Origin of the sequence: Janthinobacterium sp. NKUCC08_JDC (assembly GCF_019345575.1) — a bacterium.
Taxonomy (GTDB): domain Bacteria; phylum Pseudomonadota; class Gammaproteobacteria; order Burkholderiales; family Burkholderiaceae_D; genus Janthinobacterium; species Janthinobacterium aestuarii.
In genome coordinates, this window is record NZ_JAHKQW010000001.1 from 434,281 (window position 1) to 451,239 (window position 16,959).

The following is a 16,959-nucleotide window of genomic DNA, read 5'->3' on the forward strand; positions in this document are numbered from 1 at the left end:
CATATGCACCATTCTAGCGCATTTCACTTGCCGCTTATCTCGTGCGCGCCTCAGCGCATGAACTTCGAGATGGCGCTGCTGACAGCCATGTCCAGCTGCAGGAAAGTGAGTCCCACCTTGAAACCGGCACTGCTGAAAATGCAGTGCGAGACGGACACCCGCGCCTCGATGATGTGCGCCGCGCCATCGTAAAACAGCTCGAACAGCACCTTGCCCTGCTTGCCTGTCGGCACCGGCTCAGCGATGACGGCCGCCATGCCACCGGGCCCCACATCAAGGGTGCGCGCCGCCACGGGACCCGCGCCATCGATGACCAACATTGCCTTGGCACGCAAAATCTTGCGTGCGCCCTGCCTTTGCTCTACTGACACTGTATTCCGCTTCTCTCTATGCATTGTCGATACGAATTCGCCATGCGAACTCATCGGACAAATATTATAGTTCCAAACGGAAATTATGTTTGACTTGTCTCAAGCTTGGCATTTAAGCCATACCAACTTTTACTCCAAGTCGCGGAGTTTATTGAACGCTTCGTCGATGCGCTCGACGCCGATGACCTTGAGGCCTTCGATGAGCTGTTTCGGCAAGTTGGACTTGGGCACCACGGCCAAGGTAAAGCCCAGCTTGGCCGCTTCGCGCAAGCGCTCCTGGCCCCGTGGCGCGGGGCGGATTTCACCAGCCAGCCCCACTTCGCCAAACACGACCAATCCCCGTGGCAGGGGCTTGTTGCGCATCGACGAATTAATCGCCAGCAACACGGCCAGGTCGGCCGCCGGTTCCGTGATCTTCACGCCGCCGACGGCATTGATGAACACATCCTGGTCGAACGCGGCGATGCCCGCGTGGCGGTGCGCCACGGCCAGCAGCATGGCCAGGCGGTTCTGCTCCAGGCCGACGGACAGCCGGCGCGCATTGGGCAAGTGACTCGTGTCGACGAGGGCCTGGATTTCCACCAGCAAGGGACGCGTGCCTTCCTGCGTCACCATCACGCAGGAACCGGGCACCTGGTTGTCGTGCTGCGACAGGAACAGGGCGGACGGATTCGACACGCCTTTCAAGCCCTTTTCCGTCATGGCGAACACGCCCAGTTCGTTGACGGCGCCGAAACGGTTCTTGATGGCGCGCACGAGGCGGAAGCTGGAATGGGCGTCGCCCTCGAAATACAGCACCGTATCGACAATGTGCTCGAGCACGCGGGGACCGGCCAGCGCGCCCTCTTTCGTCACGTGGCCGACCAGAATGATGGTCACGCCCGTCTGCTTGGCCGCCCGCGTCAGTTGCGCCGCGCATTCGCGCACTTGCGCCACGGAACCAGGAGCCGAGCTGAGGGCGTCGGAATACACGGTCTGGATCGAGTCGATGACCACCACTTCCGGCTTCAGGTCGTGCAAGGTGGACAGGATCTTTTCCAGCTGGATCTCGGCCTGCAATTTGAGTTCCTTGGCATCGATGACGAGGCGCTTGGCGCGCAGGGCGATCTGCGCACCCGATTCCTCGCCGCTGACGTACAGCACGCGCTTGTGGTGCGACATGTTCGCCAGCGCCTGCAGCAGCAGGGTCGACTTGCCGATGCCGGGGTCGCCGCCGATCAGCACGACGCCGCCGGCCACCATGCCGCCGCCCAGCACGCGGTCGAATTCCTCGATGCCCGTGCCGAAGCGGGGCACGTCGATGGCATCGATATCGTCAAGCGACAGCACGGGCGCCGTCTGCGCCAGCGACATGTGCTGCGGATTCGAATAGCGGTTGTTGCCGCCCGTCTCGGGCAGGGTTTCCACCATGGTATTCCACTGGTTGCACGAGGTACATTGCCCCATCCATTTGTTGCTGATGGCGCCGCAATCGCTGCAGGTATAGGTGGTCTTGACTTTTGCCATGGTGTACTTTGCCCGGGTAAGGTGAAACTGCTGTCTGTATATACAGTAAATTCACAGTATATACAAACGGCGGGCCGACGTCACTGTCACGCCTCGATCACCGGAACGCGCGGCGCCAATGCGCACATCAGCTCGTAGCCGATGGTGCCGGCGGCCAGGGCCACCTCGTCGATCGGCATGCCCTGGCCCCACAAGGTGACGGCGCTGCCGACTTTTACTTCCGGCACCTGCGTCAGATCGACCATCAGCATGTCCATCGACACCCGGCCGATGAGGCCAGTGCGCACGCCATCGACGAGCACGGGCGTGCCTTCGGGCGCGTGGCGCGGATAGCCGTCCGCATAGCCGCAGGCCACCACGCCGACCTTGATATTGCCGGCCGCCTCATAGCGGCTGCCGTAGCCCACCACTTCGCCGGCGGCGATATCCTGGATGCCGATAATCTTGCTGCGCAAGGTCATGGTGGGCAGCAAGCCGAACGCCTGCGCGGACGTGCCGCCGGCAGCGCCGCTGGGCGTGCCGCCATACAGCATGATGCCGGGGCGCACCCAGTCACTGTCGAGATGGTGCAGCAGCACGCCGGCCGAATTGCACAGGCTGCGCGGCAAGGGTACGCCTATGCTGGCCGCGCCCGCTTCGAAACGCAGCATCTGCTGCTCCAGGGGCAAGCGCGTGGGCGCCGCTTCATCGGCATTGGCGAAATGCGTCATCAGGGTGATCGTGCCGACGTGCGGGATGGCGCGCAGGCGCGCATACGCACCCGCCACGGCGCCCGGCGTAAAACCCAGGCGGTTCATGCCCGTATTCATTTTCAGGTGCACGTCGATGGCGTGCGGCAAGCACGCCGCCGCCAGCATGTCGATCTGTTCTTCGCAATGCACGCTGCCGTTCAGCTTGTGCTGCGCCATGGCAGGCAAATCGCTGGCGTCGAAAAAACCTTCGAGCAGCAAGATGGGCTTGGTCCAGCCCAGTTCGCGCAAGCGCACGGCGTAATCGACCTCGACCAGCGCCAGGCCATCGGCGTCGGCAAAACCCCGCATGGCCCGCTCCAGGCCGTGGCCATAGGCATTTGCCTTGACTACGGCCCACACTTTGGCGCCGCGGGCGCCGGCACGGGCGCGCGCCAGATTGTGTTGCATGGCATCGAGATGGATGGTGGCAATGAGGGGCCTGGGCATAAGCGTGACACACGGCAAGTGGGAAAGCCGTATTTTACCGGATGGGCCGCAGGCGCGCGCCGCTAGCGGAGGCAGAATAGGCGCGCAGGACACCATGTACAAAATGCTCACATGTATGTGTATTTTTCTACGGCAGAAAAATTAAGCTTCGCTTAGGCAAGAGGATGCAAAGCAGCCCCTTCCAAACTTGGGGTTTGCCGTTTTTTCGTGGTATAAAGCAAGCCAGATATGATTTCAGGCAATCCAGAATGAATCGTGGTTTTTATACCATCATGGCGGCGCAGTTCTTTTCTTCGCTGGCAGATAACGCCCTCTTTTTTGTCGCCGTCGATTTATTGGTGTCCATGAAATCCCCGGCGTGGATCACGCCGCTGCTCAAACTGTCGTTCGTGCTGTTTTACGTGCTGTTGGCCGCTTTTGTCGGCGCCTTCGCGGATGCACTGCCGAAAGGCAAGGTCATGTTCATCGCCAACATGGTCAAGATCTTCGGCTGCGCCCTCGTCTTCTTCCACGTGCATCCGCTGCTGGCCTACGCCGTCGTCGGTTTTGGCGCTGCCGTGTATTCGCCTGCCAAGTACGGCATCCTGACGGAACTACTGCCGCCGGAAAAACTTGTGGCGGCGAATGGCTGGATCGAAGGCTTGACCGTCACCTCCATCATCCTCGGCACCGTCATGGGCGGCGCGCTCGTCAGCGGCCACGTGTCCGACATGCTGCTGTCCATCGACATTCCCCTGATCAATACGGGCATCACCAGCAAGACAGAAGCGGCCTTGTGCGTGGTAGTGGGCATTTATGCGCTGGCGACCCTGGCCAACCTGAAGATTCCCGACACGGGCTGCGTGTATGCGCACCAGGAACGCAATCCTATCAAACTGATTACTGATTTTGCCAATTGCTATTCCATCCTGTGGAAAGACAAGCTGGGCCAGATCACCCTGGCCGTGACGACCCTGTTCTGGGGCGCAGGCGCCACCTTGCAGCTGATCGTGCTGGAATGGGCCAAGCAATCCTTGAACATGCCCTTCGACAAGGCAACCAGCCTGGTGGGCGTGGTCGCCATCGGCGTGGCCGCCGGCGCCGTGCTGTCTGCCCGTTTCATTCCATTGCGCAAATCGCTGACCGTCATTCCTCTCGGGATCGCCATGGGCGTGATCGTCATGATGATGACGCAAGTGCACTCTGTGTGGATCGCCTACCCGCTGCTGATACTGATCGGCGCCCTGTCCGGCTTCTTCGTCGTGCCAATGAATGCACTGCTGCAACATCGAGGCCACGTGCTGATGAGCGCAGGCCATTCCATCGCCGTGCAGAACTTCAATGAAAACCTGTCGATTCTGACCATGCTGGCCGTGTATTCGATCATGATCCGCTTGCACCTGCCGCTCAACATCATCATCACCCTGTTCGGCCTGTTCGTCGCCGGCACCATGTACATGATCATGCGCAAGCACAAGCTGAACCAGGCTGAGCATGACAATCTTTCCTTGATCGGCGAGCAGAAACACTAATTTTGGGGTCAGACCCGACGGGTCTGACCCCAGCATTACGCTGGCAGCGTACCTAACAGCCGCCGCGCGGCGGCCTGCTCCGTCCAGTCATGGGGCACGACAAAACCACGCGTGCGCTCCACTTCCCAGCCTTCGACATTGTCCACCGTGGCCACCAGCACCGGTTGCGCCAGATCAAACAAGCGCGCCTGCAAGACGTCGACATCGAGCACTTCCACGTCGCGCCCCTTGAACGGCGCCAGCCATTGCAATCGCGGCAGCACGACATAGCGCTGCTGCGTCAATTGCATAGGCGTGCACCAGAAGCCGTGTCCGTGCCCTGGGGAAATACCGTCCATGGCGGGCGTGGCGCCTGCCGCATAGAACAGCCAGCCCTTGACCAGCGCCTGCGCCGCGCGCACTGGGTGCGCCAGCAGGCTTTGCGCGGCAGGATGGCGGGACAAGGCCAATTGCTTGTCGAGAATCTTGCGCATCTTCAAGCCCAAAGTATCGGCCAGGTTGGGGCCGATCAAGTGGTTGAACACGCCGGGATCGGGCGCGCCTTCCAGCAAGTAGAACTTGGTGGCGAATTCCCAGTGCAACAGCTCATTCCCGTCACGCAGCAGGAAATCGAACTCGCCCACCGTGTCGTTGCGGTTGACCTGCACTTGCAAGCCATGCGCAACCAGCAATCCATGCTGCTCAAAATAAAAGGCCAGCAGCTTTTCAGCGTACAGGCCCAGGCGGGAATAGAATTTCGGCCCCAGCGCCGCATCGAGCGGCGACGGGTCATCCTGCAGCGCCGCCAGCCACGTCGCCACGGCGGGCGTGACGGGCGCGAGGCTGGCGATGCGCCCGCCCCAATGGGGGCTGGTCGGGTCCAGCAAGTCGGGCGAGTCGAGCAGCCAGGCCAGCGCACGCACGCGGGGGTGCGTCAAATGGCCCCAGCGGCGCTCGAAGCGGGCCTGGAAAGCGCCGACGTCAGCCTCAATCACCGTGCGTGCTTTTCGCCAGACACAGGTCGGCCCAGGCGCGCGCCTTGGCCTTGCCCGTCCCATCCTGCAGCAGTTGCTCTGGGTGGAAGGTGGCCACGACGGACGCATTGCCCAGCTGGCGCACCTTGCCGCGTACGGGCTTTTCACCGGGATTGATGCCAGCGGCGGCCATCGAACCGAGGGTGACGATGGTGCGCGGCTGCAGCAGGGCCAGTTCGCGGTCGAAGTACGGACGGCAGGCGGCGGACTCGGCTTCTGTCGGCAGACGTTCCTGCCCGGCCTCGTCGAGCGGACGGCATTTCAGCAAGTGCGTGATGTACACATCGCTGCCCGCGTCGATATCGATAGCCTTGAGCATATTGTCGAGCAGCTTGCCCTGTTCGCCCGGCAAGGCGCGCCCTTCCCGCTCTTCCAGGCGCGAGGGGCTGCTGGCCAGCATCAGCCAAGCACCCTGACGGTCGCCACGGCCCATGACGACACCCTTGCGCGTCTTGCACAAGTCGCAGCGCGCGCACTTGGCCACGGCCGCCGTCAAGCCATCCCAGTCGAGGGCGGCAATGTCTGCATCGCTCAACTGTCTGGCGGGCGGCGGTGGCGGCGCATCGTCGAACCAGGCCGTGTCGTCGGGCTCGGCGGCGGGGACTGGCGCCGCGGCAACGGCGACGGGCGCTTCGGCCTGCACCTCGACCTTCGCCTCGGCAGCCATCTCGACGACTTCGGCAACCACCTCTGTAACGACCTCAATCACGGCCTCAAGCACGGGTGCCGCCACGGCGACGTCCATCTCCATGGCAGCCTCGGCAACAACGTCAACAGCTTCGGATGCGGCACCCTGGCGCAAGCGCCACAGGGGGCCGACGCCCATCTCATCGAGGAAAACGGCGCTGCGGCTCATAAGGTATAACGCATCACGATGGCGTCCTCACGTTGCGAATTGGCGGCAGGATAATATCCCTTGCGGCGGCCTATCTGTTCAAATCCATAGCGCTGGTAAATATCGAGCGCGCGCACGTTCGACGGGCGCACTTCCAGCAGCATCGATTCCATGCCCAGCTGGCGCGCGCAGGCGCAGGACTGGTTCAGCAGGAAACGCCCCAGTCCCTGTCCCTGAATGGCGCCCTCGACGGCCACGTTCAGCAAGTGCGCTTCATCGACGACCAGCATCAGCAAGAAGTAGCCGAGCAAGGTGCCATCCACGTCGCGCAAGACCCAGGCCGGGTAGCCGCTCTTGAGGGAATCGACGAAGTTGCCATGCGTCCAGGGATGCGGATACACGCGCTGTTCCAGCGCCAGCACTTCGACCAGGTCCGCTTCCTGCATCGGTTGATAGTCGAGGCGCAGCAAGTCCCAGCCTGCAGTGCTGTCCTTGTCCTTGCCCGCCTCCATCATTGTGCGGACTCCGCAGCGGCCTTGGCGGCCTGCATGTCGAGACGCTCGGCACTTGTGTAAGCGATCTTGTTGCGCAAGTACAGAGGCTGCGCCTCGGCCGCCGTCACGAACTGACCGGCCACAAACGCGATGCGCGCCAGCTGCGCCACTTGCACGGCGTGCGGCATGATGGCCGCGTCCGCGCTGGCGGCGCATGGCAGCGTCGCCAAGGCATCGGCATAGGCCGCAAAACCGTTGCCGCAAGCGGTGACGTCGCCTTGCGGCGCTACGCCGGCAGGCGCACTCAGGGCCGGTGGCGCAACAATCTGCAAACCATCCTGGTAATCATATTGCGCCCAGTACACTTCGCCCATGCGGGCGTCGAGCACGGTCACGATGCGCTGCACACCATGCTGCTGGTGGCACGCGAGCGCCATGGCGTCGAGCGTGACGACAGGCACGACGGGCAGATTGGCGCCGTAAGCCAGGCCTTGAGCGATGCCGCAAGCCGTGCGCACGCCCGTAAACGAGCCGGGGCCGGAACCGTAGGCGATGGCGTCGACGTCCGCCAGGGTCACGCCCGCTTCGGCCAGCAATTCCTGCACCATCGGCAGGATGGACTGGGAATGGGTGCGCACGCCCGACGAGGCGCGGGACAGGACGACATCGCCGCGCAACAAGGCGCAGGAGGCGAGTTCGGACGACGTTTCAATAGCAAGTAAGGTGGGAAGTAAGGTAGACATAGCGTATTTTACCTTGCCAGGCCCGGGAACGGCATGCCGTGCCGGCCAACAACAGCCCACTTGCACAGGCCGTGCGCGAGGACGGCTATAATAAAAGGCTAAGCTGATTGCTTGACCGGCGTCATTGCGCCATGCCTGGCAATCCATACGCGACACTATCACCCCACTCTTGCCCTGGTCCGCTCCGTGAATCCACTTCTTGCTAAACTGCAACCATACCCGTTTGAAAAGCTGCGCCAGCTGTTTGCCGGCGTGACGGTCAACCCCGAATATGCGCCCATCAGCCTGGGCATGGGCGAACCCAAGCACCCGACGCCAGCCTTCATCGAGCAGGCATTGACCGACAATATCCATGGCCTGGCCAGCTATCCGACCACCATCGGTTCGGAAGCCTTGCGCACCGCCATCGCCGGCTGGCTGGAGCGCCGCTACGGCATCCCCAAGCTCAATCCTGCCACGCAAATCCTGCCCGTGAACGGTTCACGCGAAGCGCTGTTTGCGCTGGCGCAAACGGTGATCGATCCATCGGCCGGTTCGCTCGTGATCAGCCCGAACCCGTTTTACCAGATCTATGAAGGCGCGGCCTACCTGGCCGGCGCGGAACCATATTTCGTCAATTCCGACCCGGCGCGCAATTTCGGCTGCGACTACGACAGCGTGCCCGCGTCCGTGTGGGAAAAGGTCAAGCTGCTGTTCCTGTGCTCGCCCGGCAACCCGACGGGCGCCGTGCTCACCCTGACGGACTGGGAACACCTGTTCGCCCTGTCCGAGCGCTATGATTTCGTCATCGCCGCCGACGAGTGCTATTCCGAGATTTACCACGGCGACACGCCACCGCTGGGCGCGCTGCAGGCGGCCAACATGCTGGGCCTGTCCACCATCGAGCGCCCATACGCGCGCCTGGTGGTGTTTTCCAGCCTGTCGAAGCGCTCGAACGTGCCGGGCATGCGCTCGGGCTTTGTCGCCGGCGACGCGGAAGTACTGAAAAAATTCCTGCTCTACCGAACCTACCACGGCGGCGCCATGAGCCCCGCCGTGCAGGCGGCCTCCGTCGCGGCCTGGAACGACGAAACCCATGTCGAGGAAAATCGCGCCAAGTACCGCGCCAAGTTCGACGCCATCACGCCGCTGCTGCAATCGGTGATGGACGTGCAATTGCCGGACGCCGGCTTCTACCTGTGGGCCGACGTCAGCCGCACGGGACTGTCCGACACGCAATTCGCGCAACGCCTGTACGCCGAATATAATGTGACGGTATTGCCTGGCAGTTACCTGGCGCGCGACGCGCACGGCATCAATCCGGGCCGCAACCGCATCCGCATGGCCCTCGTGGCCGAAACGGCCGAAGGGCTGGAAGCCGCACTGCGCATAGTAAAATTCTGCCAGCAGCTTTCCGCATCCGCATCAACCACGCATTAACCCTACATAAACAAGACATCATCATGAGCCAACAACTGCAAACCATCATCGACCAGGCCTGGGAAAACCGCGCCGAGATCAATCCAGGCAACGGCACGGCCGAACTGCGCGACGCCGTCTCCCACGTCATCAATGGCCTGGACAACGGCAGCATCCGCGTGGCCGAAAAAACCACGGGCGACTGGGTGGTCAACCAGTGGGTCAAGAAAGCCGTGCTGCTGTCGTTCCGCCTGGAAGACAACGTCGTCCTGCCGTCCGATGGCACGATGCAGTTCTACGACAAGGTTCCGACCAAGTTCGCCAACTACACCAAGGAAGACTTCGTCAAAGGCGGTTTCCGCGTCGTGCCGCCAGCCGTCGCCCGCCGCGGCAGCTTCATCGCCAAGAACGTCGTGCTGATGCCGTCCTACGTCAACATCGGCGCCTACGTCGATGAAGGCGCCATGGTCGACACCTGGGCCACCGTCGGCTCCTGCGCCCAGATCGGCAAGAACGTCCACCTGTCCGGCGGCGTCGGCATCGGCGGCGTGCTGGAACCTATGCAAGCGAACCCGACCATCATCGAAGACAACTGCTTCATCGGCGCCCGTTCGGAAATCGTCGAAGGCGTGATCGTCGAAGAAAACTCGGTCATCTCGATGGGCGTCTACATCGGCCAGTCGACCAAGATCTACGACCGCGCCACGGGCGAAGTGACCTACGGCCGCGTGCCAGCCGGCTCCGTCGTGGTCTCGGGCAACCTGCCTTCGGAAGATGGCAAGTACTCGCTGTACTGCGCCGTCATCGTCAAGCGCGTGGATGCAAAAACCCGCGCGAAAACGGGCATCAACGAACTGCTGCGCGGCATTTAATTACCGCACTGCGAAGTATCGGTAACACTTGAATGTCCCGCCCCGGCGGGACATTTTCATTTCCTACTGGCAACTTCAATCGTCGCGCAGCCATCGCCCATCCTGTCCTATACTGGATGGCATGAATACACCTCCCGTCCTGATCGTCGGCGCCGGTCCTACCGGTCTCATGCTGGCCTTGCGCCTGGCGCGCCATGGCGTCGATTGCCGCATCATCGACAAGAACAGCGGTCCGGGCCAGGCGTCGCGGGCCATGGCCGTGCATGCGCGCACCTTGGAGTTTTACCAGCAGCTGGGCTTTGCCGATGAACTGGTCAGCCTCGGTATCAAGATCAATGCCATGCACATCCACGAAGGCGGCGAGGAGTTGGTGAAACTGGCGCTGGGCGAGATCGGCGAAGGCTTGAGCCCCTATCCTTTCGTACTGAGCTTGCCTCAGGACGAGCATGAACGCTTTCTGATCAGCAAGCTGGCGGCGGCCGGCGTGCACGTGGAATGGAACGTCGCGCTGGACCTGTGGACGCAGGACGATAGCGAAGTGCAAGCCATCGTGCTCAAGGACGGCGAACGCCAATATTGCACGTTTAACTACATTTGCGGCTGCGACGGCGCCCGCAGCAAAGTGCGCGAGATCGCCGGTTTCGAGTTCTCCGGCGGCACCTACGACCACCTGTACTACGTGGCCGACGCGCAAGTGGCAGGCAAGAACACGGATTTGCACGCCCACCTGGGCGCGAACTCGTTTGCGCTGATGCTGCCCGTGCGCACCAGTGGCATGCAGCGCCTGATCGGCATCCTGCCCGACCGCCCCGATGGCGCGCCGGCACCCGTCTTCGACGATGTGCGGGAGCAGGTGCAAACCTTGCTGGGCATCGAGGTCGAACACGTGAACTGGTTTTCCACGTATAAAGTGCATCACCGGGTGGCGGCGCAGTTCCGCGAACGGCGCTGCTTCATCCTCGGCGACGCGGCCCATTTGCACAGCCCCGTGGGCGGCCAGGGCATGAACACGGGCCTGGGCGACGCCGTCAACCTGGCGTGGAAACTGGCGCAAAAACTGCGGGGCCAGAGCAACGACACCCTGCTCGATACCTATGAAAGCGAGCGCATCGTGTTTGCCCGCAAGCTCGTCACCACCACCGACCGCGCCTTCCAGGCCATCGTCGCGCAAGGCATGGCCGGGCAATTCCTTCGGCGCTGGCTGGTGCCGCATGCGCTGCCCTTCCTCTCGGGCTTCGGACGGGCGCGCCGTCTGCTGTTCAAAACAGTGTCGCAGATCCAGATCAGCTATGAAGACAGCGCCCTGTCCGCCGGCCATGCGGAATACCTGCGCGGCGGTGACCGCCTGCCATGGTTTTCCGACGGCACGCAAGACAACTTTATCGCCCTGCGCAGCATGGATTGGCAATTGCACATCTATGGCGAAGCGGCGCCCGAATTGCTGGACGAAGCACGCGTGCTGAAACTGCCCGTGCATTGCTACACCTATAACGTGGCCGCCAAGCTGGCGGGCCTGGGCCGCGACGCGGCCTACCTCGTGCGCCCCGATGGCCACATCGCGCTGGCCCTGCACCTGCAGGAAAGCGGCGCCCTGCGCGCCCTCGCCTTGCGGCTGGGCCTGCATTTCGGTCCGGCAGAGATGGGCAAGGCGGCGCCACGGCCTGTGTAGGGAAAATCACCGGGCCGTGTTGCACTGCCGCATTGACTGCGCATCAACTGTATAATGGCGGCGACCATCGCATTTTTCCCTGGCGCAAGCGCCGCGATCAAGCGAACCGCATTCATTCCCCTTAGCCCTACCCATGACGACCATTACACTCTACGGTATCCCCAACTGCGATACCGTCAAAAAGGCCCGCACCTGGCTGGCCGCGCAGCAACTCGACTTCACCTTCCACGACTTCAAGAAGCAGGGCCTGGAACGCGCGACAGTCGCAGCGTGGCTGCAGCAATTGCCATGGGATGTGCTGGTCAACAAGAAAGGCACGACCTGGCGCGCCCTGTCCGACGAGCGCAAGGCATCCACTATCGATGCGGACAGCGCTCTGGAGCTGATGCTGGAAAACCCTTCCATCATCAAGCGCCCCGTGCTGGACAAGGATGGCCAGTTCAGCGTGGCGTTTTCGGATGCGCAGTACAAGACCATTTTTTCGCTGTAACCTTCTAGTTGACCACCGGAACGATGTTGCCGGCACGACCTTACCCATGACCACCTCCAAAACCCTCGCCCTGACCGAAAAACTGATCGCCCTGTCCTCGGTCACGCCCGACGACAAGGGCTGCCAGCAGCACCTGATCGACATCCTCACGCCGCTGGGCTTTGTCTGCGAGACGATACAGTCGAACGACGTCACCAATCTGTGGGCACGCCGTGGCACAACTTCTCCCGTGTTCGTCTTTGCCGGCCATACGGACGTGGTGCCGACCGGCCCCGTCGAGCAATGGCGCTCGCTGCCCTTCATTCCCACCCACCGCGACGGCAAGCTGTACGGCCGTGGCGCGGCCGACATGAAGACGTCGATCGCCGCCATGGTGGTCGCCTGCGAGGAATTCATCGCCGCCACGCCCGAGCACACGGGTTCGATCGCCTTTCTGATCACCAGCGACGAGGAAGGCCCGGCCACGGATGGCACCGTCATCGTCTGCAACAAATTGAAGGAACGGGGCGAGCAGATCGACTATTGCCTGGTCGGCGAGCCGACGTCGAGCGCGCAGCTGGGCGACATGATCAAGAACGGCCGCCGCGGTTCGCTGTCAGGCCGTTTGACGATCAAGGGCGTGCAAGGCCATATCGCCTACCCGCACCTGGCGAAAAACCCGATCCACGAAGCGGCGCAGGCGCTGGCCGATCTTGTCGAAGAGAAATGGGATGCGGGCAACGAGTATTACCTGCCGACCTCGTGGCAAATGTCCAATATCAACGCGGGCACGGGCGCCAACAACGTGATTCCCGGCGACATGGTGATCGACTTTAACTTCCGCTTTTCCACGGCCAGCACGGCGGAAAACCTGCAGGAACGGGTGCACGCCATCCTCGACAAGCATGACTTGCAATACGATTTGCAATGGACCCTGAGCGGCCTGCCCTTCCTCACGCCACGCGGCACCTTGAGCGATGCGCTGTCGTCCGCGATCCTCGAAGAAACGGGCATCGCGACGGAACTGTCGACCACGGGCGGCACCTCGGATGGCCGGTTTATCGCGCAAATCTGCCCCCAAGTGATAGAATTCGGGCCGCCCAATGCCAGTATTCACAAGATCGACGAGCACATCGAACTGCGCCACATCGATCCCCTGAAGAATATTTACCGGCGCACGCTGGAGCATTTGCTGCCCGTCTGAACCAGAATACCGAGGCCCGTCACGGCGGGCCAGAACACCGTCTTTTCGAGAATGCCATGACCCCGAACCCGTTTTCCACGCCACGCGACCTGCTGCGCTACGCCGTTACCCGTTTCAATACCGCCAAGCTGTTTTTCGGCCACGGCAGCGCCGAAGCGTTCGACGAGGCGGCCTATCTGATCCTGCACACGTTGAAGTTGCCGCTCGACAAGCTCGAACCGTTTCTCGACGCCAAGCTGCTGCCATCGGAAGTGGCCAGCGTGATGAGCGTCATCGACCGCCGCAGCATCGACCGGGTGCCGGCCGCCTACATCACCAAGGAAGGCTGGCTGGGTACGTATAACTTCTACGTCGACGAGCGCGTGATCGTGCCCCGCTCCTTCATCGCCGAGCTGATCCCTGAATACTTTTCGCCATGGGTGGCGGAACCGGAAGCCGTGGAAAACATCCTGGAACTGTGCACCGGTTCGGGCTGCCTGTCCATCATGATGGCCGACGCCTTCCCGAACGCCGCGGTCGATGCCGTGGACATTTCCGCCGACGCGCTGGCCGTGGCCAAGCGCAACGTCGACACGTACAAGCTGCAGGACCGCGTGAACCTGATCGAATCGGACCTGTACACGAACGTGCCGGCCAAGAAATATGATTTGATCATCAGCAACCCACCATACGTGAATTCCGCGTCGATGGGCGCCCTGCCCCAGGAATACCTGGCCGAACCGCAAATCGCCCTCGATGGCGGCAGCGACGGCATGGACCTGGTGCGCAAGATCATCGCCGGTGCGGCCGAACGCCTGACGGACGACGGCATCCTGATGATTGAAATCGGCAATGAGCGCGCATACGCGGAAGCGGCCTTCGGCGAGCTGGGCCTGACCTGGCTGACGACGAGCGCCGGCGACGACATGGTATTCCTGCTGACGGCCGAGCAGCTGAAGCTGGGTTGATCGACTTGGTAGGTCGGATTAGCCCGAAGGGCGTAATCCGACGGGCACGGCGCCACTTGTCGGATTACGCTACGCTAATCCGACCTACCTGAATTTTACGGCGAGGGTTAAACCCCAGCCTTTACAAAGAAAAAAATGATACGTTTCCTACAAGTAAGCCTGATGCGCGGCATCAAACCGTTGCTCGAACAAGTCGACGTCACCCTCAATCCGGGCGACAAGATCGGCCTGATCGGCGCCAATGGCGCGGGCAAATCGAGCCTGTTCGCCATGATGCGTGGCGAATTGCACCCTGACCAGGGCGAGATCGATTTCCCGGCCAAATGGCGCGTGGCTTACGTGGCGCAGGAAACGCCGCCGCTGGACCGTGCCGCGCTCGACTACGCGATCGATGGCGACATCACCCTGCGCAAACTGGAAGCGGAACTGACGCGCCTGGAATCGGAACCGGCCACGTCGGAAAACGGCATCGCCATCGGCGAAATCTACAGCGCGCTGGCCGATGCCGACGCGTACACCGTGCAGTCGCGCGGCGAGCAGTTGCTGCTGGGCCTGGGCTTTACCCTGGACCAGATGCAGCAACCGGTGGCCAGTTTCTCGGGCGGCTGGCGCATGCGCTTGAACCTGGCGCAAGCGCTGATGTGCCCGTCCGACCTGCTGCTGCTCGATGAACCGACCAATCACTTGGATCTGGACGCCATCATCTGGCTGGAAGACTGGCTCAAGCGCTACGCCGGCACATTATTGATCATTTCCCATGACCGCGACTTCCTCGACGAAGTCGTCAACGTCGTCGTGCATATCGATGAACGCAAGCTGAAACGGTATTCGGGCAACTATTCGAGCTTCGAGCGCCAGCGCGCGGCGCAGATGATCCTGGCCGCCGGTGCGCTGGAAAAGCAGCAGCGCAAGCGTGCCCACCTGGAATCGTTCGTGAACCGCTTCAAGGCGCAAGCGTCGAAGGCCCGCCAGGCGCAAAGCCGCATGAAGGCGCTGGCGAAGATGGAAGAACTGGCGCCACTGCGCGCCGCCGCGGAATTCTCGTTCGAATTCCGCGAGCCGCTGAGCGCGCCGAACCCATTGCTGGTGATGGAAGACGTCGATGCGGGCTACAAGATCGAGAACGAAGCGACGGGCGAGATCACGCATAAAACCATCGTCAACGGCATCAAGTTTTCGCTGCAGATCGGCCAGCGTATCGGCTTGCTGGGCCAGAACGGCGCCGGCAAATCGACCCTGATCAAGACCATCGCCGGCGAACTGATGCCGTTGACGGGCGACGCCACCATGGGCAAGGGCCTCAACATCGGCTACTTCGCCCAGCACCAGGTGGAAATGCTGCGCCACGACGAATCGCCGCTGTGGCATCTGTCGAAGATCGCCCCGACCGTGCGCGAGCAGGAACTGCGCAACTTCCTGGGCGGCTTCAACTTCCCCGGCAACATGGTGACCGCCTCGATCGCGCCGTTCTCGGGCGGCGAAAAAGCCCGTCTGGCGCTGGCCCTGATCGTCTGGCAGCGTCCTAACCTGCTGCTGCTCGATGAACCGACCAATCACCTGGATCTGGAAACGCGCGAAGCGCTGACGGAAGCGCTGGCCCAGTTCGAAGGCACCCTGGTCGTCGTGTCCCATGATCGCCATTTGCTGCGCGCCACCACGGACGAATTCATCATCGTTGCCGACGGCAAGCTGCAACCGTTCGACGGCGACCTCGATGACTACAAGGACTGGCTGTTCAAGACCAAGCTGGGTAAAGGCACGGACGTGCTGCCGGCCGCCGGCAAGGCCAACAAGACCGACTTCCCCGTGGTCTCGCCCGTCGTTGCCGCGGCAGCCCCTGCCGCGCCCGTGCGCGACAAGCGCAAGGAAGCGGAAGAGCGCCAGAAAGCCGCCGCTTTGCGCAAGCCGATCGAAAACAAGATCAAGCGCCAGGAAGAGCAGATCGCCAAGCGCAATGCGCAAAAGGCGGAAACCGACGCCAAGCTGGGCGAACCGACCATCTATGACGCCGCCAACAAGGCGAAATTGAAGCAACTGCTGGCCGACCAGACCTTCTTCACCAAGGATCTGGCGCAGCTGGAAGCGGAATGGCTCGATCTGCAGGATCAGTTGGAAAAGCTCGGCTAACACCAAACACAAAGACGACCCCAGGGTCGTCTTTTTTTATGCCGCCTGCATGGGGCTGGGGCTGCGGATCGCCATCAGGCGGTCGATGTCGACGAGGATCAATCGGCGCCCCGCCACCGCCCCCAGGCCCAGCAGGTAATCGGCTTCCGCCTCGCCCAGGCCAGGCACGGCGGCGATGTCGCCGGGTGCCAGGCTGACGATATCGGTGACGCCATCGACCACCATGCCCATCACGCCATTACTCAGCTGCAGGATGATCACGTCGGTGGCCGGGTCGGGCGCGCCGTGGGCACTGCCGAACGCGGCGCGCATGTCGACGATGGGGATGATCACGCCGCGCGAGACGGCCACGCTGTGCAGCACTTCCCCTTCCGAGGAAAAACGGTCGAGTTCCTTCAGCGGACGCAATTCCCGCACGCGGCGGTAATCGAGGCCGTATTCCAGGCCGCCCAGCCGAAAGCTCAGGTACTGCGTCAGGGATTGCGCGGTTGCGGCGCCAGGCGTGATCGTGGGCTGCATGGTGTTCCTTTCATCCGGTAAGCGCTGCCAGGATGCGCAGTGGCGCAACGTTGGCCCCATGCTAACCAGCATCGCCGCAAGCGGCGTTGAGAAACATCAACTT

Annotated in this window: 16 protein-coding genes; 8 read left to right on the forward strand and 8 right to left on the reverse strand. The window is 62.3% G+C overall.

Annotation, left to right across the window (positions count from 1 at the left end; all coding sequences use genetic code 11):
• Positions 1–50 precede the first annotated feature (50 nt).
• From KO538_RS02075 to alr, 3 genes are all read right to left on the reverse strand, one after another.
• Complete coding sequence (locus KO538_RS02075) at positions 51–425, reverse strand: PilZ domain-containing protein (RefSeq protein ID WP_307788848.1); 375 nt, start codon at positions 423–425, stop codon at positions 51–53.
• Positions 426–500: 75 nt separating this feature from the next.
• On the reverse strand, positions 501–1,877 hold the full coding sequence (gene radA, locus KO538_RS02080; RefSeq protein ID WP_034749799.1) for a DNA repair protein RadA: 1,377 nt from the start codon (positions 1,875–1,877) through the stop codon (positions 501–503).
• A gap of 86 nt (positions 1,878–1,963) precedes the next feature.
• Positions 1,964–3,055, reverse strand: coding sequence for an alanine racemase (gene alr, locus KO538_RS02085; RefSeq protein WP_219327352.1), 1,092 nt, complete (start codon positions 3,053–3,055; stop codon positions 1,964–1,966).
• 248 nt (positions 3,056–3,303) lie between these two features.
• Here alr and lplT point away from each other — a divergent pair, with 248 nt between their 5' ends.
• Positions 3,304–4,566, forward strand: coding sequence for a lysophospholipid transporter LplT (gene lplT / locus KO538_RS02090; protein WP_034749808.1), 1,263 nt, complete (start codon positions 3,304–3,306; stop codon positions 4,564–4,566).
• A 35-nt stretch (positions 4,567–4,601) separates the two neighbouring features.
• Here the strand turns inward: lplT and KO538_RS02095 are convergent, their stop codons facing one another.
• The 4 genes from KO538_RS02095 to tsaB are packed head-to-tail and all read right to left on the reverse strand — an operon-like array spanning position 4,602 to position 7,651.
• Positions 4,602–5,537 (reverse strand): DUF1853 family protein, encoded by a 936-nt coding sequence (locus KO538_RS02095; protein WP_374106830.1) that lies wholly within the window; start codon positions 5,535–5,537, stop codon positions 4,602–4,604.
• Complete coding sequence (locus KO538_RS02100) at positions 5,533–6,435, reverse strand: uracil-DNA glycosylase (protein ID WP_219327354.1); 903 nt, start codon at positions 6,433–6,435, stop codon at positions 5,533–5,535. Before KO538_RS02100 ends, KO538_RS02095 begins: the two co-directional genes overlap by 5 nt.
• Complete coding sequence (gene rimI, locus KO538_RS02105) at positions 6,432–6,929, reverse strand: ribosomal protein S18-alanine N-acetyltransferase (protein WP_051991022.1); 498 nt, start codon at positions 6,927–6,929, stop codon at positions 6,432–6,434. The genes KO538_RS02100 and rimI overlap by 4 nt, the downstream gene beginning before the upstream one ends.
• Complete coding sequence (tsaB, locus tag KO538_RS02110; protein ID WP_034749816.1) at positions 6,926–7,651, reverse strand: tRNA (adenosine(37)-N6)-threonylcarbamoyltransferase complex dimerization subunit type 1 TsaB; 726 nt, start codon at positions 7,649–7,651, stop codon at positions 6,926–6,928. Before tsaB ends, rimI begins: the two co-directional genes overlap by 4 nt.
• A gap of 186 nt (positions 7,652–7,837) precedes the next feature.
• Here tsaB and dapC point away from each other — a divergent pair, with 186 nt between their 5' ends.
• The 7 genes from dapC (at position 7,838) to KO538_RS02145 (ending at position 16,337) form a co-directional block, all read left to right on the forward strand.
• The gene (gene dapC / locus KO538_RS02115) at positions 7,838–9,070 is read left to right on the forward strand and encodes a succinyldiaminopimelate transaminase (RefSeq protein WP_219327355.1); all 1,233 of its coding nucleotides are present in this window, start codon (positions 7,838–7,840) and stop codon (positions 9,068–9,070) included.
• A 23-nt stretch (positions 9,071–9,093) separates the two neighbouring features.
• On the forward strand, positions 9,094–9,921 hold the full coding sequence (dapD, locus tag KO538_RS02120) for a 2,3,4,5-tetrahydropyridine-2,6-dicarboxylate N-succinyltransferase (RefSeq protein WP_035820379.1): 828 nt from the start codon (positions 9,094–9,096) through the stop codon (positions 9,919–9,921).
• Positions 9,922–10,042: 121 nt separating this feature from the next.
• The gene (locus tag KO538_RS02125; RefSeq protein WP_219327356.1) at positions 10,043–11,590 is read left to right on the forward strand and encodes an FAD-dependent oxidoreductase; all 1,548 of its coding nucleotides are present in this window, start codon (positions 10,043–10,045) and stop codon (positions 11,588–11,590) included.
• A gap of 133 nt (positions 11,591–11,723) precedes the next feature.
• A complete protein-coding gene (locus tag KO538_RS02130; protein WP_219327357.1) occupies positions 11,724–12,080 on the forward strand; it encodes an ArsC family reductase in 357 nt (118 codons plus the stop codon).
• Positions 12,081–12,126: 46 nt separating this feature from the next.
• Positions 12,127–13,263, forward strand: coding sequence for a succinyl-diaminopimelate desuccinylase (dapE, locus tag KO538_RS02135; RefSeq protein ID WP_219327358.1), 1,137 nt, complete (start codon positions 12,127–12,129; stop codon positions 13,261–13,263).
• A 56-nt stretch (positions 13,264–13,319) separates the two neighbouring features.
• Positions 13,320–14,210, forward strand: a complete 891-nt coding sequence (gene prmB, locus KO538_RS02140; RefSeq protein WP_219327359.1) for a 50S ribosomal protein L3 N(5)-glutamine methyltransferase — start codon at positions 13,320–13,322, stop codon at positions 14,208–14,210.
• A 135-nt stretch (positions 14,211–14,345) separates the two neighbouring features.
• The gene (locus KO538_RS02145) at positions 14,346–16,337 is read left to right on the forward strand and encodes an ATP-binding cassette domain-containing protein (protein WP_070302106.1); all 1,992 of its coding nucleotides are present in this window, start codon (positions 14,346–14,348) and stop codon (positions 16,335–16,337) included.
• A gap of 36 nt (positions 16,338–16,373) precedes the next feature.
• On the opposite strand, the gene KO538_RS02150 is transcribed toward KO538_RS02145, so the two are convergent.
• Positions 16,374–16,856: a chemotaxis protein CheW gene (locus KO538_RS02150; protein WP_219327360.1), complete on the reverse strand. Its 483-nt coding sequence runs from the start codon at positions 16,854–16,856 to the stop codon at positions 16,374–16,376.
• Between the last annotated feature and the right edge of the window lie 103 nt (positions 16,857–16,959).